We start from the raw sequence: 21,652 nt of genomic DNA, 5'->3' as shown, positions 1-21,652 counted from the left end.
TCCATGAAACGGGACCATGGCAGCCAGCCTTCCGGCCTGCTCAAGTACGCGGCCATCGGCGGCCTCTTGTTCCTGCACTTTCCGATCCTGTTCATCTTCCTCTACGCCTTCACCAGCGAGAGCAAGAGCTACCAGTTCCCGCCGCCCGGGCTCACCCTCAAGTGGTTCGAGGTGACCCTCAACCGCCCCGACGTGTGGCGTGCCATCCAGCTGTCGCTGGAGGTAGCTGGGCTGGCGACGCTGGCCGCCATGGTGCTCGGCACTCTGGCGGCGGGGGCCATCGCCCGCAGCCGCTTCTTCGGCCAGGAGGTGGTATCGCTGTTGCTGGTGCTGCCCATCGCCCTGCCCGGTATCGTCACCGGCATCGCGCTGCGCTCCGCCTACGGGGTGATGGAGATCCCCTTCAGCTTCTGGACCATCGTCATCGGTCACGCCACCTTCTGCGTGGTGGTGGTCTACAACAATGCGCTGGCGCGCTTTCGCCGCACCAACCAGAGCCTTATCGAGGCGTCGATGGATCTCGGTGCCGACGGCTTCCAGACCCTGCGCTACGTGATCCTGCCCAACCTCGCCACCGCGCTGCTGGCGGGGGGCATGCTGGCGTTCGCCCTCAGCTTTGACGAGGTGATCGTCACCACCTTCACCGCCGGCCAGCAGACCACGCTGCCGATCTGGATGTATCAGGAGCTGATCCGGCCACGGGACAGGCCGGTCACCAACGTGGTGGCGCTCATCATAGTGGCCTTCACCACCATTCCCATTCTGCTTGCCTACTACCTCACCCGCGACGGCCAGGACGTCGCCGGCAGTGGCAAATAACGACTCAACGCGTGCGCAAGGATGCAACCATGAAACTCTCTACCCAACTCTTGATCGACGGTCAGTTCGTCACCGGTGATGGCCAGGCCGAGCCCATCCTCAACCCGGCCACCGGCGAGCTTCTCGCCTCGGTGCCAGAAGCCTCGTTCGAGCAGGTTAACCGGGCAGTGAACGGTGCCCAGCGCGCCTTCGCCCAGTGGAGTCGCACCACCCCGGCCCAGCGCAGTACCCTGCTGCTGCGCCTGGCCGATGCCATCGAGCGCCACGCCGAGGAGTTTGCGGCGCTCGAATCCCTCAACTGCGGCAAACCCTATCTGGCGGTGCTCAATGACGAGCTGCCGGCGGTGGTGGACTGCTTCCGCTTCTTCGCCGGCGCGGCCCGCTGCCTGCAGGGGCCACTCGCCGGGGAGTACATCGAGGGGCACACCAGCATGATCCGCCGCGATCCCATCGGGGTGGTGGGCAGCATTGCCCCCTGGAACTATCCGCTGATGATGGCGGCCTGGAAGATGGCCCCCGTGCTCGCCGCCGGCAATACGGTGGTGCTCAAGCCCTCCGAGCAGACCCCGCTCACCGCCCTGCGCCTGGCGGAGCTCGCCAGCGAGCTCTTCCCGCGCGGCGTCATCAACATCGTCTGCGGCCGGGGCGAGAGCGTGGGGGCACCGCTGGTGGAGCACCCGCTGGTGCGCATGGTGTCGCTCACCGGTGACATCGCCACCGGCCAGAAGATCCTGCAGAGCGCCGCCCGCACCATGAAGCGCACCCACCTTGAGCTGGGCGGCAAGGCGCCGGTCATCATCTTCGACGATGCGGATCTGGAGGCAGTGGTGGCGGGCATTCGCACCTTCGGCTTCTACAACGCCGGCCAGGATTGCACCGCCGCCTGCCGCATCTACGCCCAGGGCAAGATCTACGACAAGTTCGTCGCCGCCATGACCGAGGCGGTCGCCTCCATCAAGGTGGGTGGTCCGCGCGAGGAGGGGGTGGAGATGGGGCCGCTCATCTCGGACCGGCAGCGCAACCGGGTGGCCAGCTTCGTGGAGCGGGCCCAGAGCAGCGGTCACGTGGAGGTGACGGCGGGGGGCAAGATCCGCCCCGGCAACGGCTTCTTCTTCGAGCCGACCCTGATCGCCCATGCCCGTCAGGAGGATGAAATCGTGCGCCGCGAGGTGTTCGGCCCGGTGGTGTCGGTAACCCGCTTCAGCGACGCCGAGCAGGTGGTGCAGTGGGCCAACGACTCGGACTACGGCCTCGCCAGCTCGGTCTGGACCCGGGATCTCGGCCTTGCCAGCAAGGTGGCCTGCCACCTGCAATACGGCTGCACCTGGATCAACACCCACTTCATGCTCACCTCCGAGATGCCCCACGGCGGCATGAAGATGTCCGGCTACGGCAAGGATCTCTCCCTCTACGCGCTGGAGGACTACACGGTGCCGCGCCACATCATGCTCAAGCTGTGAGACCCGGCCCACCGAACACGAAAAGCAGAAGGCCCCGCATGGCGGGGCCTTCTCTCTGAGCACTCAGCATCTTCACGCCGCTGTGGCAATCATGGCCGGGGAGGGTACCGGTCGACCCGGTGCGGTCTGCGGCCATCGCGCCAGGGCGTCGTCGGCTTAGCGCTGCTTGCCGCTGCCGATACCGAACGGAATGCGGTAGTCGCTGCTCTGATCACCCAGGCTCACGGTCAGGTTGCCCTGGGTGCGGCTCGGGATCTGCACTTGCTGGGTGCCCATCAGGTTGGCATGGACGGAGGCAACCACGTCGCCAGACTCGTCACGCACTTCCAGCATGGGGTTGGCCTTGCCTTCGACGGCGGCGGTCGCGTGCCAGTTCACAAACAGCACGCCCGGGGCGGCGTTGAAGTCAGCCGGAACGGAAGCCTGGGCGAAGCCTGCGGTCATCAGGCCTGCAACGGCCAGCATCTTGATTACGTTTTTCATGTTCATTCACTCTCTTGGTTTTTATGTCATTGCCTGGGCCGACGGGCCCGAATCAATGCATCCTTGCAAGAGGTTATTCAAATAGTGTGTTGTTCTTTCACCGACATCCGGCACCCAGTTTGAGAGTGCCACAGCCTTGAACGACCAGTTATTTGGCCGCTTGGCGTTCCTGCCTAAGCGTTGAGTGAATATTAAACATCCAGGCCCGCCATTGTTAGCGAGATAAACTGGCCTAGATGTTCAAAAAATCTGAAGTGGCTGTACATCCCGGGTTCAGCGAACGGCAGACCCCCACCGGCAAGGTAATGAGCGTAATCCGGCTCCCATACGGGTCCGGCAGATCACGCCGGCTCGGTGCGCCGGCGCCCGCCTTGCCAGGTGGTGCCCATGGAGGCGACGATGATCGCCGCTATCCCCAACCACTGGGCCGGGGGCAACTGTTCCCCCAGCAACAGCAACCCCATCAGGGCCCCCATGGCAGGTTCACCGCTGGTCAGAATGCCGTAGCTCTTGAGCGGCAGCCGGCGCAGGGCAAACATCTCGAGGGAGTAGGGAATCGCGCTGGAGAGCAGCCCTACCCCCACGATGGTCAGCACCACGGGCAGGGTGAAGGTGGCCTCGCTCGCACCACCGAGGCCGAAGGGCAGTACCAGCAAGGCCCCCACCCACATGCCCAGCGCCGGCGCCTGCGCCCCCAGCAGGGCACCGGCCCGCTTGCCGGTCAGCATATAGAGCCCCCAGAACACCCCGGCGCCGAGCGCCAATGCCGCCCCCAGCGGATCGAGGGTCTGTTCGGCCGCCCGCAGCGGCAGCAACAACAGCAGGCCGACGATGGCCAGCGCCAACCAGAGGAAGTCTGCCCGATGGCGCGAGCCGAGCAGCGCCACCGTCAAGGGGCCGATGAACTCGATGGCCAGCGCCACGCCGAGGGGGATCCGCTCGATCGCCAGATAGAAAAGCAGATTCATTGCTCCCAGCGACAGCCCATAGGGGATGGCCCCCAGCAGGGTGCGTCGATCGAAGGGCATTCGCCAGATCCGAAACACCAGCGAGAGGAGCAGGGCGGCGCATCCCAGTCGGAACAAGGTGGTACCGGCGGCCCCGATCAGGGGAAACAGGGACTTGGCCAGCGAGGCGCCGAGGGTAATCGACAGCATGGCGAGGATGACCGCCAGCAGGGAGGAGAAAGCAGTGGTGTTCGGCGGCATCTTGTTCAAACCTGAGCAGACAATGAGAAGTAAAATATATCTGGCGACGGCTGTAATTTCGGTCTAAAACTGGCCCTATTCGATAATTTTTATCTCTCTCCTTATGACCGACAAATTCGATCTGCTCATCCTCGCCGAACTGCAGCAGGATGCCCGCCTGCCGATCCCCGAGCTTGCCCACCGGGTCGGCCTCTCGGCACCGGCCTGTTACCGCCGCGTGCGGGCGCTGCGGGAGGCAGAGCTCATCGAACGGGAGGTAGCGCTGGTGGCACCGGCCACCATGGGCTGGCCCATCACCATGCTGGTGCTCGTGACGCTGGAGCGGGATCACGGCCGCATCGTCGATGAGATGATCGCCAGCCTGCAAGGGGAGCCGGAGGTCATGGACCTCTGGTACGTCACGGGGGAGCAGGACTTCGTGCTGCAGGTCGCCGCACGGGACATGCAGAGCTACGACCTGTTTACCCGGCGGGTGCTGCATGCTAGGGAGCAGGTGCGCAGCTTCAAGACCCTGGTGATCATGAAACAGCACAAACGCTGCGGAGCCTTGCTGCCTGCCTGAGGTGAGAACGCACTGCCCGGTCGGGCCCGCACGCCCTTGGGAAAAAATCAGATGAAGGATGGCGCCTTGAGCGCGGCGCCAGATCTCAACCGGGGCGGGATTGCCCGCCCCGGCTGGGTCAGACCGCCGCCAGCTCCTCCGCCGTCATCGGCCGCAACACCTTGCAGGGGTTGCCGGCCGCCACCACGCCCGCCGGCACATCCTTGGTCACCACCGAACCCGCGCCAATGACGCTGTTGTCCCCTATGGTGACGCCGGGGCAGATGACGACGCTGCCACCGATCCAGACGTTGTGGCCGATGCGTACCGGCTTGCCGAACTCCACCCCCTTGATGCGCGGCGCCACCGCCACCGGATGAGCGGCGGTGTAGATCTGCACTCCGGGCGCCAGCAGCACGTTGTCGCCGATGTGCACCTCGCACACGTCGAGAATGGTGCAGCCCACGTTGGCGTAGAAGTTCTCCCCCACGAAGATGTTGGTACCATAGTCGCAAAAGAACGGCGGATTGATGGCGCACGCTTGGCCACGGCCACCCAGCAGTTCATGGAGCAGGGCATCCCGCGCCGGTTTCTCCTGCCAGCTGGTGTTGAAGGTGTGATAGAGCCTGCGGCAGCGCTCGCGCGCCGCTTTCAGCTCAGGGTCGCCTGCATCATAAGGCTCCCCTGCTACCATCTTCTGCCACTCGGCGCCACGCACCGCCGTCTTCGTCATCACCTCGTTCATCGCCTACTCCACCAGCCAGATCAGGGATTCATAAGGGCGCAGCATACAGGACTGCGGCCGGGCCGGGCTATCCGGGTAGTTGCCCAGCAGCAGGCGCCCCTTGCCGGTGGCCAACTCGTCCGGCAGGGCGAAGGTGGCCGGCTCGCCGTAGAAGTTGCTCACCACCAGCAATGTCTGGCCGTTGGCGCGGCGGGCATAGGCCCAGATCTGCGGGTGCCCTGCCAGCAGCTCCTGATAATCCCCCTGGGTAAAGATGGGGTGTGCCTTGCGCAGGCGGATCAGATCCCGGTAGTGCCAGAACACCGAGTGCTGGTCGGCCAGCGCCGCCTCGGCGTTGATCTCGGGGTAATTGGTGGCAGGCGTGAGCCAGGGCGTTCCGCTGGTGAAGCCGGCGTTGGCCCCAGCGCTCCACTGCATCGGGGTGCGCGAGTTGTCGCGGGACTTGGCGCCGAGAATGGCCAGGATCTCGGCCTCGCTCATCCCTTCCGCCTGCTTGATGGCGAAGATGTTGCGGCTCTCCACATCCTGATAGTCATCTATACGCTGATAGCCGGGGTTGGTCATGCCGATCTCCTCCCCCTGATAGATGTAGGGGGTGCCCTGCAGGCCGTGCAGTGTGCTGGCCAGCATCTTGGCGGCCACCACCCTATGCTCACCCTCGTCACCGAAGCGGGAGACGATGCGCGGCTGATCGTGGTTGCACCAGAACAGCGCCGACCACCCCTTGCCGTGCATGCCGCTCTGCCAGTGGTTGAAGATGCGCTTGAGCTCGAGGAAATCGAACGGCGCCTTGGTCCACTTGTCGCCGTTGGGGTAATCCACCTTGAGGTGGTGGAAGTTGAACACCATGGAGAGCTCGGAGCCATCCAGCGCGCCGTAACGCTGGCAGTGCTCGAGACTGGTTGAGGACATCTCCCCCACCGTCATGGCACCGACCGGGGCAAACACGTCGCGGCTCACGTCCTGCAAAAATTCGTGGATGCGCGGCCCGTCGGTGTAGAAGCGGCGGCCATCACCCACCTCGTCATTCGGGAACGCCTGATCCTTGGAGATGAGATTGATGACGTCGAGCCGGAAACCGTCCACCCCCTTCTTGGCCCAGAAGTGGATGATGTTTTTCACCTCGGCGCGTACCGCCGGGTTTTCCCAGTTGAGATCCGCCTGCTCGCGGGCAAACAGGTGCAGGTAGTACTGACCGGTGGCTGAGTCCAGCTCCCAGGCGCTGCCGCCAAACTTGGATTGCCAGTTGTTGGGCACGCCGCCATCCACCGGATCGCGCCAGATGTAGTAGTCGCGGTAGGGGCTGTTTTTATCCCCCAGCGCCGACTTGAACCAGGCGTGCTCGGTGGAGGTGTGGTTCACTACGATATCCATCACGATGCGGATGTCGCGCGCGTGGGCGGCAGCCAGCAGCGCCTCGAAGTCGACCATGGTGCCGTAGGCGGGGTCGATGGCAAGGTAGTCGGCGATGTCGTAGCCGTTGTCCACCTGCGGGGAAACGTAAACCGGAGTCAGCCAGAGGGCATCGACACCGAGGGTCTTGAGATAGTCGAGGCGGGCCATGATCCCCTTGAGATCGCCGGTGCCACGGGCAGCGGAATCCTGAAAGCTCTTGGGGTAAATCTGGTAAATCACGGCGCTCTGCCACCAGGGTGTTTGGCTCATGGGTCTTGCTCTTGTCTCGAATGAAAAAGGGAGAGGGCGACCCCTGCGGGTCGCCCTGATGCGTGGAATCAGGCGCTGGCCTGGGCCAGCTTGCCGGCCGCCTGCTGGCGCTTGTAGACCAGCAGGGTCAGCACCACAGGCACCACGATGGCCACCAGCATGGCGAGGGAGTAAACGGCCCAGTATTGCGGCTGGATGGAGAGGATGCCCGGCAGGCCCCCTACCCCGATGCCGTTGGCCATCACCCCGGCGAAACCGCAGATGAGGGCCGCAAGGCTGGAACCCACCATGGCGCACAGCATGGGGAACTTGTATTTGAGGTTGATACCGTACATGGCCGGCTCGGTCACCCCCAGGTAGGCGGAGATGGCGGCAGGCACCGAGATCTCCCGCTCGTTCTCCTTGCGGCTGATCAGAATGATGCCGACGACCGCAGACGCCTGGGCGATGTTGGAGAGGGCGATCAGCGGCCAGATCGGGGTACCACCCATGCTCTGCATCAGCTGCAGATCCACCGCGTTGGTGGTGTGGTGGATGCCGGTGATGACCAGCGGCGCATAGAGGAAGCCGAACAGGGCGGCTCCGATGGGAGCAAACGAACCTGTCATGGCGGCCTTGGCGGCAAAGCCGACGCCGTCACCCAGCCAGCGACCGAACGGACCGATAAAGGCGTGGGCCACGATCACCGCCAGCAGCAGGGAGATGAAGGGGACGATCACCAGATAGAGATAGGCCGGAATGATGCGCTTAAGGTTGGTCTCCACCCAGGCCAGGAATACCCCCGCCAGCAGGGCCGGAATGACCTGGGCCTGATAACCCACCTTCTGGATGACGAACAGGCCGAAGTCCCACACCTCTGGGGTCTGCTGACCGATGCCGTAGGCGTTCATCAGTTGCGGGGAGACCAGGGTGATACCGAGCACGATACCCAGGATCTCGGAGCCACCCATCTTCTTGACCGCAGACCAGCAGACGCCCACCGGCAGGAAGTGGAAGATCGCCTCGCCCAGCAGCCAGAGGAAGGCATGCACCTGAGCCCAGAACTGGCTGATCTCGGTGAGGGTGTGAGTGCCATCGTCGAACATCTTGATGTCGCCGATGACGTTGCGAAAGCCCAGGATCAGACCGCCGGTGATGATGGCGGGCAGCAGCGGCACGAAGATCTCGGCCAGATGGGAGATGCCCCGCTCCAGCGGATTCATGTTCTGGCGCGCCGCCTGCTTGGCGGCCTCCTTGCTGCCGCCGCTGACGCCGATCTCTTCGGTCAGCGCCTTGTACCACTGCTCTACCTCGTTGCCGATGACCACCTGAAACTGGCCACCCTGGGTGAAGCTCCCCTTCACCGCCGGGATGGTTTCGATGGCCTTGCTGTCGGCTTTGGCCGGATCGTTGAGGACGAAGCGCAGCCGGGTCAGGCAGTGGCTGACGGTGGCGATGTTCTCCTTGCCACCGATCTTGTCGATGAGCGTGGCCAGGTGTTGTGCGTTGATCTTGGACATGAGTCTTCCCTCTGTGACTCCATTGATATTGGTCTGCGTCGCCCTTTTGGGCCAGTCAGTGGGCCCGAGCGTTTTTGGTATCGTTCCCATTTAGCATGCCGACAATCTGGCCAGATCAAAATGGGAACGTTCCCATTTCGTGGCCGAGCTCACAAAAAGCACAGTTTTTGTGCAGGACTAGGTGATGGCAATCACAGAGGGTGGCTGGGGGCTATGGTCGCCAGCGGAGGCAGATCCTGCTCGATCTGGCCGAGCAGCTGACGGGCCGCCTGCTCGCCCGCCCCCTTGTAGCCCAGATCCAGGCTGAGGGCGTTGGGGAAGAGAAAGCTGAGCATGGGGTTGTTGCCAAGACCGGTCACCAGCACCTCGCTGCGCCCCTGCTCCTGCAGGTATTTCGCCGCGCCGATGGCGAGGGTGTCGCTGGCGCAGACCAGGGCGCCGGTAGTCGGGGTGAGCAGCTCCCCCGCCAGCCGGTAGCCGCTCTGCAGGCTGAGATCGCCGAGGGCGCTGCGCGCCGCCAGCCCCTGTTCGGCACAGTAGCCGAGGTAGGCGTCGAGCCGGCGCTGGCCGGTGGTGAGGTCGCTGGTATCCACCCCCAGGTAGGCGATGTCGTGAATGCCGCGGGCGGCGAGTTGGTCCAGCATGGTGTGCACCGCACCGGCGTCGTCAAAACAGACCGAGGAGAAGCCGGGATGATCGCGGGCGACCAGCACCAGCTTATCCCTGAGCGGCGCCATGGCGGCATAGTCCAGGTCGTTGAAGGCGAACAAAATGATGCCATCCACCCCCCGCCGCTCCAGCACCGCCAGATGCTCCTGCACCTTGGCGGGCGAGAACTTGCTCTCCATCAGCACGGCGTCGTAACCGCGCTGGTAGAGGGTCTCCAGCATGCCGCGCACCGCCTGGTTTTCCGAGCTGGAGTCGAGCCGCGAGACGATGATCCCCACCACCTGCTGGCTCTGGCTGCGCATGGCTCGCGCCGACTTGCTCGGCACGAAGCCGTGTTCGGCGATGATCTGCTCCACCCGGTCACGGGTCGCCTGCTTCACCTTGGGATCCTGATTGAGCACCCGGGAGACGGTCGACTTGCCGACACCACTGAGTCGGGCGATATCGAGGATGGTCAGTTTTTTGTCCATGAAGTGGCTCACAGGGGCTCGGCGGTGGAATTGCCCACATTGTTGTGATTAACCCCTGTGAATACAAGCCCATGGCGTTAGAATGCCCCTTTGGCCCCGGCGAACGCCGTGCCATTCGCCATCGCACAGGACGCGCATCATGGGTCTATTCACCAGTCTGCTTCCATCTCTCTCCGTCACGGGCCCCGTCTATCGCACAGGAGATCCATCATGACTCTGTTGGCCAGTCTGCACTTCTCCCTCTCCGTCACGGGCCCCGTCTATCGCACAGGAGATCCATCATGACTCTGCTGGCCAGTCTGCACTTCTCCCTCTCCATCACGGGCCCCATCTGCGTGGTGCTGCTGCTCGGCATCTGGCTCAAGCAGCTGGGTCTGTTGCCCGACAGCTTCGTCGAGTCCGCCTCCCGCCTGGTGTTCCAGGTCACCCTGCCCGCCCTGCTGTTCCTCAGCATGGTGCGCACCGACTTTTCCACCATGCCGAGCCCCTGGCTCATCCTCTACGGCCTGCTCGGCACCCTCACCGGCTTTCTGGTGCTGGAGCTGTTGGCGGCCCGCTTCATCCCCGAGCAGCGCCAGCGCGGCATCTTCGTGCAGGGCAGCTTTCGCGGCAACATGGGGATCATGGGGCTGGCCTATGTACAGAACGCCTACGGCGCCGAGGGGATCGGCGCCGCCGCCCTGCTGGTGGGTTCGGTCACCGTGCTCTACAACGTGCTCGCGGTGATCACCCTCACCCGCAGCCTGGGAGGCAGCAAGGGGATCAAGCCGATCCTCAAGGGGATCGCCAAAAATCCGCTGATCATCGCCATTCTGTCCGCCCTGCCCTTCGGCCTGCTCGGCATCGAGCTGCCCCAGCTGGTGATCACCACCGGCAACTACTTCGCCAACATGACCCTGCCGCTGGCCCTGCTCTGCACCGGTGCCTGCCTCAACCTCAAGGCCCTGCGCGGGGGCGCCCTGCTGACCGGCTGGGCCACCGCCAATCGGCTGTTCTGCATCCCGGTGCTGCTGGTGATGGGGGCCTGGGCGCTGGGCTTCAGCCCGCAGGCGCTCGGTATCCTGTTTCTCATCAGCTCCACCCCCACCGCCGCCGCCAGCTATGTGATGACCCGCGCCATGGGGGGCGACAGCGTGCTGGCAGCCAACATCATCGCCACCACCACGCTGGGCTCTCTGGTCAGCACCAGTTTGGGCGCCGCCCTGATGAACTACCTGGGACTGATGGGCTAGCCAGCAGCAAACGTGCTGGCCTTCCATACAATCATCGCCACCACCACGCTGGGTTCTCTGGTCAGCACCAGCCTGGGCGCCGCCCTGATGAACTACCTGGGACTGATGGGCTAGCCAGCAGCAAACGTGCTGGCCTTCCATGCAATATCATCGCCACCACTACGCTGGGTTCTCTGGTCAGCACCAGCCTGGGTGCCGCCCTGATGAACTACCTGGGGCTGATGGGCTAGCCAGCAGCAACAAGGAAGCGACGGGTGACTTGACCTTGCCGCGGGCGGCAGCTTTACGCTGACTGCCTACCAACAGAGGAGATACCCCATGACCATCGAACTCACCGTCTCCGGCATGTCCTGCGGTGGCTGCGCCGCCAGCCTGCAAAAAGCCCTGCTGGCCCAGCCTGCCGTCAGCAGCGCCAGCGTCGACTTTGCCAGCAGCAAGGCCGTCATCGAGAGCGAACTGAGCAAGGCCGAGCTGATCGCCCTGATCGAAGCCAAGGGCTTCTCGGCGAGTTAAATTATCTCCATATAGGTATAAAACAGGTTAAAATTCTGTACCCAGCTGTTTTTTGGTGAGAGTCATCACAAACCCCGGCAACAGAAAGCGCAAACTTGCTGCAATTTTTCTCACCTCAGAAGGATTTGCTGCATGACTCTCCCGATCCGCAAGACCCTGCTCGCCGCCGTCCTCGGCCTGACCCTCTCCCCGATGGCCATGGCCCTGCCCAACGTCCATATCCTGGCCACCGGCGGTACCATTGCCGGGGCGGGACAGTCCGCCACCCAGTCCAACTACGAGGCCGGCAAGGTGGCCATCGAGACACTGATCGCCGCCGTACCCGAGATGAAGAACGTGGCCGACGTGCAGGGTGAGCAGGTGGTCAAGATCGGCTCCCAGGACATGAACGACGAGGTGTGGCTCAAGCTGGCCAAGCGGGTCAACGAGCTGCTGGCCAAGGATGACGTGGACGGCATCGTCATCACCCACGGCACCGACACCATGGAAGAGACCGCCTACTTCCTCAACCTGACCGTCAAGAGCGACAAGCCGGTGGTGCTGGTCGGCGCCATGCGCCCCTCCACTGCCATGAGCGCCGACGGCCCGATGAACCTCTACAACGCCGTGGTGACCGCCTCTGACCCCGCCTCCAAGGGGCGTGGCGTCATGGTGGCGATGAACGACACCGTGCTCGATGCCCGCGACGTCACCAAGACCAACACCACCGGGGTGCAGACCTTCGCCTCCCCCAACTTCGGCCCACTCGGCTACATCCACAACGGCAAGATCGACTATCAGCGCAGCCCGGCCCGTCTGCACACCAGCAAGACCCCGTTTGACGTGAGCAAGCTCGACAAGCTGCCGCAGGTCGGCATCGTCTACAGCTACGCCAACGCCACCGACCTGCCGGCCAAGGCGATGGTGGATGCCAAGTTCGACGGTATCGTCAGCGCCGGGGTGGGCAACGGCAACCTCTACCACACCCTGTTCGACACCCTGGCCAAAGCGAGCAAGGATGGTATCCGCGTCGTGCGATCCGCCCGCGTACCGACCGGCTCCACCACCCTGGATGCCGAGATCGATGACGCCAAGTACGGCTTCGTCGCCGCCGAGACTCTCAACCCGCAGAAGGCGCGGATCCTGTTGATGCTCTCGCTCACCCAGAGCAAGGATCCGGCCCAGATCCAGCGCTGGTTCCAGCAGTTCTGACCTCCTTGCCGGCATCGGCCGGCATGGGGTGATGACAACAAAAAGGGCGGGACAAGGTCCCGCCCTTTTGCATGTGGTGTGGCTGGTGCCTCAGTTCGCCATCAGCCAGCCGCAGAAGCCAAGATAGATAAGCCCCACCCAGGCGAGCCTGCCCGCCGTCATCCGCTCCCGACTGAACCCCCACCACAGCAGCACGACCGCCAGCAGCGTCACCAGCGAGGAGACCATCATGGTGCTGTCCAGCAGCCAGGGGGTGAACAACAGGCAGAACGCCTTGGGAATGGTGCCCTGGATCATCATGGCCCCCGAGATATTGGCCAGTGCCAGCCGGTGCTTGCCCTGCCGCACCCAGATCAGCACGTTCATCAGCTCGGGCATCTCGGTCGCCACCGGGCTCAGCAACAGGGCCGCCAGCACCGGCGAAAGGCCGAACAGCTCGCCCATGCTCTCCAGCTGGTGAACGAACAGCTGGGCCGCCAGCGCCACCACCACCAGCGCCACCAGGGTTTGCAGCAGCACCTTGCCGAGCGCCGGGATCTCGGCGCCTGGATCCAGCTTGAGGGGCTCTGGCAACTCGACCTCGTGGCTGTCGGTCTGTTTCAGCTCGCGCCGCACATAGACCAGATACACCAGCACGAACAGCGGGGCCAGCCAGGTTTTACCGGTGAAGGCCACCATGCCGAGGGCCACCGCCACCAGGAAAATGCCGACGAACCAGGCCTGATCGCGGCCTATCTCGCGCTGCACCTCGCCATCGATGGCCCTGTGCTCGCGGCTCATGCACAGCAGCAGGGTCACGCCGACGGCGGCATAGCCAATGGTGGAGAGTACCAGCGGACCGCCGAGGGCGGCGCCTATCCCGATCTGCTGCTGAGCGGGAGCATCCCCCATCAGCAATGCGGTCAGGGTGACGATGCATTCGGGCAGGGCCGTGCCGAGGGCCGCCAGCAGGGAGCCGGTGGCACTCTGGGAGAACTTGAAGTGGTAGCCGGTCCATTCGATGCCGTTGACGAAATATTCGCAGGCCAGATAGATGGTGACGGCAGAGAGCAGAAATAACAGCAGGGTGATCAGCATGATGAGTAACCGCCAGGCGAGCAGAACAACCAATGGACCCGATACGGCTCGCCCGGCTGGCTTGCATATCGAGGCCAAAGGTCTTGCAGAGCGATGGATGCCATCGCCGCCCATGCCATGGATCTGAGGATCCAAGAATGTTGACATGAGCCCTGCCCGGATCACGGGCGGGTTGCTACTCCCCTATGACAGTGCGGGCTTTTTACCAAGTTGAGCGCCGCCTCACAAGGCAAACTAATGATCATTCGCTCAACAAGTTGTAAGGGAATGTAACCGCCCTCTCCACCATCTTTGCCATCCGGATCCACTCCCCGGCCGGTGAACGCTCCGCCTTGGCACACCGTTTGCTATGAGATGACTACTGTCCACACTGATTTGGGAAGGGTGAACGATGAAACGGTGGATCCAACATTTCTATCAACTGAACCGCCTCAACTGGCTGATGGTCTGGCTGCTGCTCTGCTGCAGCATCATCCTGCTGTTTCCGGCCGGTTTGATGAAGGGGGCCGTCAGCCAGTGGGCCGCCACACACGCCGCCTGGCTCGGCGTCGGCATGCTGATCGCCATCTCCTACTTCTGCAGTCAGGGCTTCCTGATCGCCTGGGAGTGGGCCTGCGACGAGTGGCAATCCCGCCGCCAACAGGATCAGCTGGCCCAGATGATCTCCTTTCTCGACTTCAACGAGAAGGCAGTGCTGCGCGAGTTCGTGCTGCAACGCAAAAGCGTCATAAACTTGCCGATCACCGAGCCTGCCGTCAAAAACCTGATGGATGCCGGCGTACTGACCTATGCCTATGGCAAACCGGTGCGCGAGAAAGAGGACGAGAACCAGATCCGCGCCCTGATGATCGCCCTGCCGGCCCGGCCGCTGCTCACCTACAAGGTATTGGGGCTGTCGCGCGGCAAGATGAGCGACGAGCAGGTGGAGCAGATCATGAATGCCAGACCCAAGTTCGCGCAAAAAAGCTTCCAGCGCTGATCTTCGTTCCCGCCAATAAAAAGAGCCGGCCCTGTGGCCGGCTCTGTCGTTTCTGCCCCGTTACTGGGTTCTGGCCTTGAGATAACCGGCGTAGTCCGGGATCTGCACGCTGAACGCCTGGCGCATGTGGGGGCTGTCCATGATGAAATCGGCGGTCGCCTCGTTGGTGGCGACCGGGATGTTCCAGACTGCCGCGAGGCGCAACAAGGCCTTCACGTCCGGATCGTGGGGCACCGCATTGAGGGGATCCCAGAAGAAGATCAGCACGTCGATCTTGCCCTCGGCGATCAGGGCGCCGAGCTGCTGGTCGCCCCCCATGGGGCCGGAGAAGAGACAGGTGATGGGCAGTTGTGCCTGCTTGCCGAGCATGGTGCCGGTGGTACCGGTGGCGTAGAGGTGGTGGAGCTTGAGCTCCTCCTTGCGCCGCATCACCCAGTTCAGCAGGGGGGTCTTCATGTTGTCGTGAGCCACCAGCGCCACTCGCTTGTGGGCCGCCATCTCACGGGCGATCTGTTCCATGGACATCATCCGTAGCAGTGTTGTTTGAATAGAGCCGTATCCTAATCGAAAGCGGCGCCCGTTGCCTTGCCGGGCGCCGTAACTGTGATCACTTCGACTGTTCAATCCACTGCTTGTTCTTCTGCTCCAGCACCGAGATGGGCAGCATGCCGTATTCCAGCACATGGTGGTGGAACGCCTTGAGGTCAAAGCCTGTGCCCAGCGCCTGTTCGGCCGACTCCCGCATCCGGATCAGCGCCAGCTGGCCCGCCTTGTAGGAGGTCGCCTGGCCGGTGTAGGCCATGTAGCGCGGCACCTCGGAGCTGATGTCCCCCGCCCCCAGCGCCGAGTTCTCCTTCATGTAGTTGACGGCCTGGTCGTGGCTCCAGCCATACCAGTGAATGCCGGTATCCACCACCAGCCGCATGGCCCTCAGCATCTCTTCGTTGAGGCGGCCGAAGTACTGCAGCTGGTTGTTGAAAGCGGACGAGCCCTCGACCTTCACGTCCCCCACCGCCGGATCATAGAGACCACGCCCCTGATAGAGCCCCATGTCGTGATCCGCCAGGTATTCGGTGTAGAGCGCCCAGCCCTCCGCATAGGCGGTGTAGGAGGCGTTCGCCACGTACTGCGGGAAGTCGGGATCCTTGGCGGCCAGCTCCTGGGCGATGGTGATCTGGAAGTGGTGGCCCGGCGCCGCCTCGTGGGCCAGCAGGGTGCTGATGTTCCAGCTCTGCAGACCATAGGGGTAGTAGGTGTTGAGGAAGAACTGCCCCTTGCGACCGGTCTGCGGGTTGCCGTCCTGATACCAGGCGACCCCGCCGTATGGCGCATCCGCATAGGAGACGGGCACCACCTCGTAATCCAGCTTGGGAATGGTGCGCTCGGCATCGAAGAAGTCTGGCAGCACCAGCGCCGCCTTGCTCTTGAAGACGTTGTACTCCTGCAGTGCCCGCTCGTGTTCGGCCAGCGCCTGCTGCTGCGGCCCGCTCAGGGTCGCCCCGGCTGCATTGTCCGGGTTGAGGCCGGCCGACCAGACCGCCAGCGGGTTCTGATAGAAGAAGGCCGGCTCGTTCAGATAGCGGAAAAAGGCGTAGATCTGGCCGCTCTGCTTGCTCTGGGTCACGTCGTCGCTGTCACACTTGCCGACGGTATGGCACACCTTGACCATGGCGCCGAAGATCCGCTCCACCTCGCTCAGCCCCAGCGCATGTACTTGCTCCGGCGTCATGTCGGTGGTGGTGTGCTTCTTCAGCAGCCAGCGATACCAGTCGCGCCCGTTGGTCATGCCGCAGAAACCGTCGTCGCACTCGCCGCTGCCAAGGCGCACCGCATAGGCGCCGCCGTGCCGGTAATCCAGGTAGTCGCGCAGCGCCAGATAGCGGCCGTTGATGCTGTCCAGCACCCCCTTGTACTCGCTGCGCAGCGCCTCGTCCGCCTCTCCCGGCAGTTGCTGCCAGCCGAGATAGGCGCCGGCGATCGCCTCCCCATCCAGCTTGCTGTTGAGCTGGGCCAGCAGCCGGTCCACCAGCTCGTCCGGCAGGGTGTTGCCCTGGGCGCTGCCCAGTTCGAACTGGTGCTTCACCTCGGCAAGGTAGCTGTCGTAGGCCTTGAGCCAGGTGAGGTGCTCCTGATACCAGGCCAGTGGCGCGGTGGCAGCCCTCGCCTTGCTCACCGGAATAGGTGCGGCGACCGGGCGATCGATATCGCGCCGCCAGGCGGCATCCCCCGGTGCGACCCGCTCGGCCGAGCTCTGCTCGAAGTAGTCGAAGCCGCCCTCGACGGTGCGGGCGGCCCTGCCACTGGCCGGAGCGGCCCCCACCTCATCGGCCAGATCCACCACCCGGTTGCGGAAGTGATGGATCGGGATCTGGGACTGGGGCAGATCGTAACCCGCCAGGTTGATCTGCAGATCCCAGCGGATCATGTCGTAGAACAACCGGTCCCGTTCGCTCAACACGCTCGAGTCCAGGGCATCCAGCCGTTTGAGCAGAAAACTGTCGAGGGCCTTGCGCTTGGCGATGCTGGCGGCATCGATGGCAAAGCCGTAGGGGTCGAGCGCCTGGCCCTCGCGCAGGGCCTCGTCCATGGTCTGCATCAGAGAGGCCTTGGTGGCGGCGGGATCCGCCGGGGCGTTGGAGCTGTTGTCATTGCAGGCAGCGAGCGAGAGTGCGATGGCGCAAGCCAGCGCCAGCTTGTTGGGCAAGAAGTGCATGGTGTAGTCCTTTAACCGTTGTTATTGTTTGTCCCCCATAAGGGGTTCCAATAGTGCATCTCTCCCGCGGACTTTTTTGCGACCTAATTAACAAAAATAAGCTTACTTTTCATGGTGATAAGCCTCATGAAAAGCTATGCAGCCAGACATTAAAAAACCCGCCGCAGCGGGTTTTTTAATCGTTTTTTCATGCCATAACTATTCAGGAGCCGCCGTGATGCAGCTGGGACTGCTGATAGTTCTCCAGCCCGATGCGATCGATGAGATCGAGCTGGGTCTCCAGCCAGTCCACGTGCTCCTCCTCGTCTTCCAGGATCTCCTGGAACAGGTCGCGGCTGATGTAATCCTGCACCGACTCGGCGTAGGCGATGGCGATCTTCAGGTCCGGGATGGCATCCATCTCCAGCGACAGGTCGCAGCGCAGCATCTCCTCCACCGTCTCACCGATGCGCAGCTTGCCCAGATCCTGCAAGTTGGGCAGCCCTTCCAGAAACAGCACCCGCTTGACCAGCTCGTCGGCGTGTTTCATCTCATCGATGGACTCGTGGTACTCCTTGTGACCGAGCGCCTTGAGGCCCCAGTCATCGTAGATGCGGGCATGCAGAAAATATTGGTTGATGGCTATCAGCTCATTGGCCAGCACCTTGTTGAGGTGGGCAATGATCTTGGGATCTCCTTTCATCGACAGTGCTCCTTGGTTCGTGCCTTAGGCCTCGATCGTTAGAGCTTAGTCCAGAAAAGTGACAACAAGAGGTCCGGCGAGCCAGCTCGCCTGCGGGAAGGGATTGAAAAGACGGGCCAGTTTTACTGGCGACAGGCCCTGCTCAGGCCACCTCGTAGTAGAGCGGCGCCTGTTCCAGCTCGGCCTTGTCGAGTTCGGCGGCGATGATCTCCATGGTCATGCGCACGCATTTGCCACACTGGGCACCCACTTCGAGCGACTGCTTGAGCTGGCGAAACTCGGTCTTGCCTGCCTGTACCGCCTTGCGGATCTGGGAATCTGTGATGCCGCGGCACAAACAGACGTACATAGTGTTTACCTCATGCTGGACTGCCATGAAATCTAAATGAGAATGGTTCGTAGTGCAAATAACGATTGGTAATAAGATCCCCCGCTTGCCAGCCATCAACCCCTTGGTGACAATGCCCTGTCACTGAGGGAAACATCATGCTCAAGAAACTGTTCACTGCCCTGTTTGGCGGCCAGCCCGCTGCAGTCGCCGAAGTCACGCCCACCGAATACGCCGGCTACCTCATCTATCCCGAGCCCATGGCCGAAGGGGGCCAGTATCGGCTGGCAGGCCGCATCACCAAGGAGCTGGATGGCGTGCTGCAGACCCACCGCTTCATCCGCTCCGATCTGTTTGCCAACCCCGCCGACGCGGAGCGCTTCATGGTGCAGAAGGCACACACCTTCATTGACCAGATGGGGGACCGCATGTTCGAGCCCCGCAAACCGGCCGACAGCCCCGCCTCATGATGCCGGCTACGCTCGACGAGTTGCGCCAGGCGCTGGCCCATACCGGCGAACGGCGGCTGATCTGGCTGGAAGGTGATGAGGCCGATTGCATCACCCGAGCCGAGGCGCTGCTAAGCGGCGTCAGCTACTGGCTGGGGGACGGCCCGAGCGAGCACCACCCACAACCGGCGGCCAAGGCGTTGCAACGGCTCGGTCAGGAGTGCGACACGCTTGTGTTTAATACTTTCAGCGGTTTTCACCCCGACGCATTCGGGGCGCTGGCGGGCACCTTGCGGGCAGGCGGTCTGCTGCTGTTGCTGACCCCGCCGCGGGCCCAATGGCCAACCTGGCCGGATCCAGACCGGGTACGGCTGGTGGCACAACCGGAAGACATGGTGCTGGCGGGTCACGGCTTTCTCGCCCGGCTGGTGCGGCTGCTGGCAGGCGATCCCGCCCTCGAGCTGACGCCCCCAGCCACGACGACCCCGTGGCATCCGGTTGGGCCAGCGCAGCCGCTGAGCTGTGATCAGGCACGCGCCCTGCCCGCCATCCACAAGGTGTTGCACGGTCACCGCCGCCGCCCGCTGGTGTTGAGCGCGGATCGGGGCCGCGGCAAGAGCAGCCTGCTGGGGCTGGCCGCCGCCGAGCTGCTGCGCCAACAACCCGATCTGCAGATCGTGGTGACGGCCCCCTCCCAGGCCACGGTCGCCACCCTGTTTGCCCACGCCGCCCGTGCCCTTGAAGACGCGCCACAGCTGCTGGCAAGGCTCAGCTACTGCTCGCCGGATCGGCTGGTACATGAAGAGCTGCAACCCGATTTACTGCTGGTGGATGAAGCTGCCGCCATTCCGACCCCGCTGCTCGAGGCCATGCTGGCCCGGCACGGCCGCATCGTCTTCGCCACCACAGAGCACGGCTACGAGGGCACCGGGCGCGGTTTTCGCCTGCGCTTCAAGCGGGTACTCGATCGCGAAACGCCCGGCTGGCAGGAGATCCACCTGGCCGAGCCGATCCGCTGGAGTAACCGGGATCCGCTGGAGCCACTGGTGTTCCGGCTGCTCGGCCTCAACGCCGAGGTCGAGACGCCGCCAGCCCCCACCCAGCCTGGCTGGCGCCGGCTCGAGCAGGATGCACTGGCTGCCGACGAGGGGCTGCTCCATCGGGTGTTCGGCCTGCTGGTGCTGGCCCACTACCAGACCACACCGAGCGATCTGCGCTACCTGCTGGAAAGCCCGGCCCTCGACATACACCTGCTGGAGCAGGGCCCACATCTGCTCGGGGTGGCACTGGTGGCCCGGGAAGGAGAGATAGCAGACGAGCTGGCCGAGGCGATCTGGGCCGGCCGGCGGCGCCCGCGCGGCCATCTGCTGCCCCAGTCGCTGCTGGCGCACGCCGGCTTCAAAACCGCAGGCGCGCGCAGCTACGCCCGGGTGATGCGCATCGCCATTCATCCGGCGCTCCATCGCCACGGGCTGGGGTCGCTCCTGCTGACCCACCTCGAACAGCATTATCAGGCGGCAGGGCTCGACTATCTGGGCTCCGCCTTCTCGGCCAGCGCCGACTTGTTGCCCTTCTGGCGCAAGGCCGGGCTCAAGGTGCTGCGCATCGGCCTGCAGCGAGATGCCGCCAGCGGCAGCCACGCCGCCCTGCTGCTCAAGGCGCTGCAACCGGCCCGCACCGCCGAACTGGCCGACTGGCATCGGCGTTTCGCGCGCCAGCTGCCCACCCTGCTGGCGGGCGAGCTGAAAACCCTTGAATCCGAGTTGGTGTGGCAGTGTCTGCAAGATGGTGAGGCCAGCTCGAGCGGGCTCGATGAATTTGATCAGGATGAGCTGGCCTGCTTTGCCCACCACCACAAGCCGTTCGAGCTGTGCCAGCCCAGCCTGCAGCGCTGGCTGGCGGGCAGCCTGACACAACTGGCAAAGCTTGACGCCGCCGAGCGGCAACTGCTGATCGCCACCATCTGGCAATATGCCGACTGGGGAACGCTGGCGGCCAGGCTGCAACTGGCAGGCAAGCCGGCGGTCATCAAGACGCTGCGCAGTTTGCTGGCCCGGCTGCTGCCGCCCGCTACCACTCGATAGGCTCGCCTCGCCAGTCGAGGTAGCTCAGCTCGCCATCCGGCGTCAGCCGCGCCATCAGCGTCACCAGATGCGCGGCAGCCTGTTGCGGGCTGTGCAGGCTGCCGGCGGCCAGGTTGCCGTGAAACGGTCGCGAGAGCGCGGTATCCACCGTGCCCGGATGAAACGCCAGCAACTTGACGCCGGGCGCCCGTCTGGCGAGCTCGATGGCGGCACACTTGAGCAGCATGTTGAGAGCTGCCTTGGCGGCGCGATAGCCATACCAGCCCCCGGCGCGGTTGTCGCCAATGCTGCCAACCCGGGCGCTGAGCACCGCCAGGGTACAGGGGCTCGACCCCAGCAGGGGCAGCAGCTGGCTGATCCAGCGCAGCGGCAGCAGAGCGTTGGTCTGGTAGAGCTGGGTCATGGCCTCAAGGTTGAGCGCCTCGAGCCGCTTCTCAGGCCGGATGCTTCCCTGCTGCAGCAGGCCGTTGCAGATCACCAGCCAGCGCGGCCTCGGCGCCAGCTCGCCGATGCGGGCCACCACCTCTGCCAGCTGTTCATCACTGTAATCGCAGCGCAGCCAGTGCAGCCTGCTGCTGTTGAGCCCCACCGGTTGCGGCTGGCGACTGACGGCGATGACGGGCGCGGCGCCCGCCGCCAGCCAGTGCTCGACCAGGGCGCTTCCCAGCCCTCCGCCGGCGCCGATCACCACGACACTCTCTTCCATGACGAGCCCCCTTGTGGCGAGTGTGATGGCCTTCTCCATCGCCCCGCGCTTTTCCTGATAGGCTGATACGCGCCTTCCAGCCTGCGGGATCAAGCGGTTATGGAGGCGATCTTGTGTGGATCCCGCCGTCAGCGGCGGA

The 21,652-nt window shown here is 63.8% G+C and carries 21 protein-coding genes and 1 riboswitch; of the genes, 9 read left to right on the top strand and 12 right to left on the bottom strand.

Annotated features, from left to right (window positions below; all coding sequences use genetic code 11):
* Positions 1 to 3: 3 nt before the first annotated feature.
* Together ACB032_RS10175 and ACB032_RS10170 are read left to right on the top strand one after the other, a co-directional pair.
* Positions 4 to 819 carry an ABC transporter permease gene (locus ACB032_RS10175; RefSeq protein ID WP_019840685.1) on the top strand — a complete coding sequence of 272 codons (816 nt, stop codon included), beginning with the start codon at positions 4 to 6 and terminating at the stop codon, positions 817 to 819.
* 29 nt (positions 820 to 848) lie between these two features.
* Positions 849 to 2,279, top strand: a complete 1,431-nt coding sequence (locus ACB032_RS10170) for a gamma-aminobutyraldehyde dehydrogenase (RefSeq protein ID WP_371137870.1) — start codon at positions 849 to 851, stop codon at positions 2,277 to 2,279.
* Positions 2,280 to 2,435: 156 nt separating this feature from the next.
* Here ACB032_RS10170 and ACB032_RS10165 read toward each other — a convergent pair whose 3' ends face one another.
* Both ACB032_RS10165 and ACB032_RS10160 read right to left on the bottom strand, forming a co-directional pair.
* The gene (locus ACB032_RS10165; protein WP_016352131.1) at positions 2,436 to 2,768 is read right to left on the bottom strand and encodes a hypothetical protein; all 333 of its coding nucleotides are present in this window, start codon (positions 2,766 to 2,768) and stop codon (positions 2,436 to 2,438) included.
* Positions 2,769 to 3,103: 335 nt separating this feature from the next.
* Positions 3,104 to 3,970 carry a DMT family transporter gene (locus ACB032_RS10160; RefSeq protein ID WP_050490575.1) on the bottom strand — a complete coding sequence of 289 codons (867 nt, stop codon included), beginning with the start codon at positions 3,968 to 3,970 and terminating at the stop codon, positions 3,104 to 3,106.
* A gap of 103 nt (positions 3,971 to 4,073) precedes the next feature.
* On the opposite strand from ACB032_RS10160, the gene ACB032_RS10155 reads away from it, so the two are divergent.
* Positions 4,074 to 4,532: an Lrp/AsnC family transcriptional regulator gene (locus tag ACB032_RS10155; protein WP_039214000.1), complete on the top strand. Its 459-nt coding sequence runs from the start codon at positions 4,074 to 4,076 to the stop codon at positions 4,530 to 4,532.
* 118 nt (positions 4,533 to 4,650) lie between these two features.
* On the opposite strand, the gene ACB032_RS10150 is transcribed toward ACB032_RS10155, so the two are convergent.
* The 4 genes from ACB032_RS10150 to treR all read right to left on the bottom strand — a co-directional run bounded on the left by ACB032_RS10150 (position 4,651) and on the right by treR (position 9,559).
* A complete protein-coding gene (locus tag ACB032_RS10150; RefSeq protein WP_371137869.1) occupies positions 4,651 to 5,256 on the bottom strand; it encodes a sugar O-acetyltransferase in 606 nt (201 codons plus the stop codon).
* A gap of 3 nt (positions 5,257 to 5,259) precedes the next feature.
* Positions 5,260 to 6,921, bottom strand: coding sequence for an alpha,alpha-phosphotrehalase (treC, locus tag ACB032_RS10145; RefSeq protein WP_371137868.1), 1,662 nt, complete (start codon positions 6,919 to 6,921; stop codon positions 5,260 to 5,262).
* 68 nt (positions 6,922 to 6,989) lie between these two features.
* Positions 6,990 to 8,420 (bottom strand): PTS trehalose transporter subunit IIBC, encoded by a 1,431-nt coding sequence (gene treB, locus ACB032_RS10140; protein ID WP_016352136.1) that lies wholly within the window; start codon positions 8,418 to 8,420, stop codon positions 6,990 to 6,992.
* Positions 8,421 to 8,611: 191 nt separating this feature from the next.
* Entirely contained in the window at positions 8,612 to 9,559 is a 948-nt protein-coding gene (treR, locus tag ACB032_RS10135) for a trehalose operon repressor TreR (RefSeq protein WP_026080282.1), read from the bottom strand.
* A gap of 281 nt (positions 9,560 to 9,840) precedes the next feature.
* Here treR and ACB032_RS10130 point away from each other — a divergent pair, with 281 nt between their 5' ends.
* From ACB032_RS10130 to ansB, 3 genes are all read left to right on the top strand, one after another.
* Positions 9,841 to 10,791, top strand: a complete 951-nt coding sequence (locus ACB032_RS10130; protein ID WP_371137867.1) for an AEC family transporter — start codon at positions 9,841 to 9,843, stop codon at positions 10,789 to 10,791.
* Between the two features lie 318 nt (positions 10,792 to 11,109).
* Positions 11,110 to 11,304: a heavy-metal-associated domain-containing protein gene (locus ACB032_RS10125; RefSeq protein ID WP_024944793.1), complete on the top strand. Its 195-nt coding sequence runs from the start codon at positions 11,110 to 11,112 to the stop codon at positions 11,302 to 11,304.
* A gap of 132 nt (positions 11,305 to 11,436) precedes the next feature.
* On the top strand, positions 11,437 to 12,495 hold the full coding sequence (ansB, locus tag ACB032_RS10120) for an L-asparaginase 2 (protein ID WP_011707533.1): 1,059 nt from the start codon (positions 11,437 to 11,439) through the stop codon (positions 12,493 to 12,495).
* 90 nt (positions 12,496 to 12,585) lie between these two features.
* On the opposite strand, the gene ACB032_RS10115 is transcribed toward ansB, so the two are convergent.
* Positions 12,586 to 13,572 carry a sodium:calcium antiporter gene (locus ACB032_RS10115; protein ID WP_371137866.1) on the bottom strand — a complete coding sequence of 329 codons (987 nt, stop codon included), beginning with the start codon at positions 13,570 to 13,572 and terminating at the stop codon, positions 12,586 to 12,588.
* 89 nt (positions 13,573 to 13,661) lie between these two features.
* Positions 13,662 to 13,768: riboswitch (yybP-ykoY riboswitch) on the bottom strand.
* A gap of 195 nt (positions 13,769 to 13,963) precedes the next feature.
* On the opposite strand from ACB032_RS10115, the gene ACB032_RS10110 reads away from it, so the two are divergent.
* Positions 13,964 to 14,551 carry a superinfection exclusion B family protein gene (locus tag ACB032_RS10110; RefSeq protein ID WP_010635988.1) on the top strand — a complete coding sequence of 196 codons (588 nt, stop codon included), beginning with the start codon at positions 13,964 to 13,966 and terminating at the stop codon, positions 14,549 to 14,551.
* Positions 14,552 to 14,611: 60 nt separating this feature from the next.
* Here ACB032_RS10110 and ACB032_RS10105 read toward each other — a convergent pair whose 3' ends face one another.
* The 4 genes from ACB032_RS10105 to ACB032_RS10090 all read right to left on the bottom strand — a co-directional run bounded on the left by ACB032_RS10105 (position 14,612) and on the right by ACB032_RS10090 (position 18,295).
* Positions 14,612 to 15,070 (bottom strand): methylglyoxal synthase, encoded by a 459-nt coding sequence (locus ACB032_RS10105; protein WP_010635987.1) that lies wholly within the window; start codon positions 15,068 to 15,070, stop codon positions 14,612 to 14,614.
* Between the two features lie 88 nt (positions 15,071 to 15,158).
* Positions 15,159 to 17,264, bottom strand: a complete 2,106-nt coding sequence (locus ACB032_RS10100) for a DUF885 family protein (RefSeq protein ID WP_371137865.1) — start codon at positions 17,262 to 17,264, stop codon at positions 15,159 to 15,161.
* Between the two features lie 202 nt (positions 17,265 to 17,466).
* Entirely contained in the window at positions 17,467 to 17,946 is a 480-nt protein-coding gene (bfr, locus tag ACB032_RS10095; RefSeq protein ID WP_043160597.1) for a bacterioferritin, read from the bottom strand.
* Positions 17,947 to 18,088: 142 nt separating this feature from the next.
* On the bottom strand, positions 18,089 to 18,295 hold the full coding sequence (locus ACB032_RS10090; protein WP_016352142.1) for a bacterioferritin-associated ferredoxin: 207 nt from the start codon (positions 18,293 to 18,295) through the stop codon (positions 18,089 to 18,091).
* A gap of 137 nt (positions 18,296 to 18,432) precedes the next feature.
* On the opposite strand from ACB032_RS10090, the gene ACB032_RS10085 reads away from it, so the two are divergent.
* Both ACB032_RS10085 and ACB032_RS10080 read left to right on the top strand, forming a co-directional pair.
* The gene (locus ACB032_RS10085) at positions 18,433 to 18,744 is read left to right on the top strand and encodes an HlyU family transcriptional regulator (RefSeq protein WP_282465060.1); all 312 of its coding nucleotides are present in this window, start codon (positions 18,433 to 18,435) and stop codon (positions 18,742 to 18,744) included.
* The gene (locus ACB032_RS10080) at positions 18,741 to 20,807 is read left to right on the top strand and encodes a tRNA(Met) cytidine acetyltransferase TmcA (protein ID WP_371137864.1); all 2,067 of its coding nucleotides are present in this window, start codon (positions 18,741 to 18,743) and stop codon (positions 20,805 to 20,807) included. The genes ACB032_RS10085 and ACB032_RS10080 overlap by 4 nt, the downstream gene beginning before the upstream one ends.
* On the opposite strand, the gene ACB032_RS10075 is transcribed toward ACB032_RS10080, so the two are convergent.
* The gene (locus ACB032_RS10075) at positions 20,794 to 21,513 is read right to left on the bottom strand and encodes an SDR family NAD(P)-dependent oxidoreductase (protein ID WP_371137863.1); all 720 of its coding nucleotides are present in this window, start codon (positions 21,511 to 21,513) and stop codon (positions 20,794 to 20,796) included. The genes ACB032_RS10080 and ACB032_RS10075 overlap by 14 nt on opposite strands.
* Positions 21,514 to 21,652: the final 139 nt, after the last annotated feature.

The sequence above is a fragment of the Aeromonas sp. S5(2024) genome (assembly GCF_041403025.1).
Lineage (GTDB): Bacteria > Pseudomonadota > Gammaproteobacteria > Enterobacterales > Aeromonadaceae > Aeromonas > Aeromonas hydrophila.
This window is presented reverse-complemented; position numbering and strand designations above follow the sequence as displayed.

Bases quoted from the DNA above. Each gene is read 5' to 3' on its own strand.
- ACB032_RS10175 (WP_019840685.1), top strand. From the start codon at position 4: ATGAAACGGGACCATGGCAGCCAGCCTTCCGGCCTGCTCAAGTACGCG.
- ACB032_RS10170 (WP_371137870.1), top strand. From the start codon at position 849: ATGAAACTCTCTACCCAACTCTTGATCGACGGTCAGTTCGTCACCGGT.
- ACB032_RS10165 (WP_016352131.1), bottom strand. From the start codon at position 2,768: ATGAACATGAAAAACGTAATCAAGATGCTGGCCGTTGCAGGCCTGATG.
- ACB032_RS10160 (WP_050490575.1), bottom strand. From the start codon at position 3,970: ATGCCGCCGAACACCACTGCTTTCTCCTCCCTGCTGGCGGTCATCCTC.
- ACB032_RS10155 (WP_039214000.1), top strand. From the start codon at position 4,074: ATGACCGACAAATTCGATCTGCTCATCCTCGCCGAACTGCAGCAGGAT.
- ACB032_RS10150 (WP_371137869.1), bottom strand. From the start codon at position 5,256: ATGAACGAGGTGATGACGAAGACGGCGGTGCGTGGCGCCGAGTGGCAG.
- treC (WP_371137868.1), bottom strand. From the start codon at position 6,921: ATGAGCCAAACACCCTGGTGGCAGAGCGCCGTGATTTACCAGATTTAC.
- treB (WP_016352136.1), bottom strand. From the start codon at position 8,420: ATGTCCAAGATCAACGCACAACACCTGGCCACGCTCATCGACAAGATC.
- treR (WP_026080282.1), bottom strand. From the start codon at position 9,559: ATGGACAAAAAACTGACCATCCTCGATATCGCCCGACTCAGTGGTGTC.
- ACB032_RS10130 (WP_371137867.1), top strand. From the start codon at position 9,841: ATGACTCTGCTGGCCAGTCTGCACTTCTCCCTCTCCATCACGGGCCCC.
- ACB032_RS10125 (WP_024944793.1), top strand. From the start codon at position 11,110: ATGACCATCGAACTCACCGTCTCCGGCATGTCCTGCGGTGGCTGCGCC.
- ansB (WP_011707533.1), top strand. From the start codon at position 11,437: ATGACTCTCCCGATCCGCAAGACCCTGCTCGCCGCCGTCCTCGGCCTG.
- ACB032_RS10115 (WP_371137866.1), bottom strand. From the start codon at position 13,572: ATGCTGATCACCCTGCTGTTATTTCTGCTCTCTGCCGTCACCATCTAT.
- ACB032_RS10110 (WP_010635988.1), top strand. From the start codon at position 13,964: ATGAAACGGTGGATCCAACATTTCTATCAACTGAACCGCCTCAACTGG.
- ACB032_RS10105 (WP_010635987.1), bottom strand. From the start codon at position 15,070: ATGGAACAGATCGCCCGTGAGATGGCGGCCCACAAGCGAGTGGCGCTG.
- ACB032_RS10100 (WP_371137865.1), bottom strand. From the start codon at position 17,264: ATGCACTTCTTGCCCAACAAGCTGGCGCTGGCTTGCGCCATCGCACTC.
- bfr (WP_043160597.1), bottom strand. From the start codon at position 17,946: ATGAAAGGAGATCCCAAGATCATTGCCCACCTCAACAAGGTGCTGGCC.
- ACB032_RS10090 (WP_016352142.1), bottom strand. From the start codon at position 18,295: ATGTACGTCTGTTTGTGCCGCGGCATCACAGATTCCCAGATCCGCAAG.
- ACB032_RS10085 (WP_282465060.1), top strand. From the start codon at position 18,433: ATGCTCAAGAAACTGTTCACTGCCCTGTTTGGCGGCCAGCCCGCTGCA.
- ACB032_RS10080 (WP_371137864.1), top strand. From the start codon at position 18,741: ATGATGCCGGCTACGCTCGACGAGTTGCGCCAGGCGCTGGCCCATACC.
- ACB032_RS10075 (WP_371137863.1), bottom strand. From the start codon at position 21,513: ATGGAAGAGAGTGTCGTGGTGATCGGCGCCGGCGGAGGGCTGGGAAGC.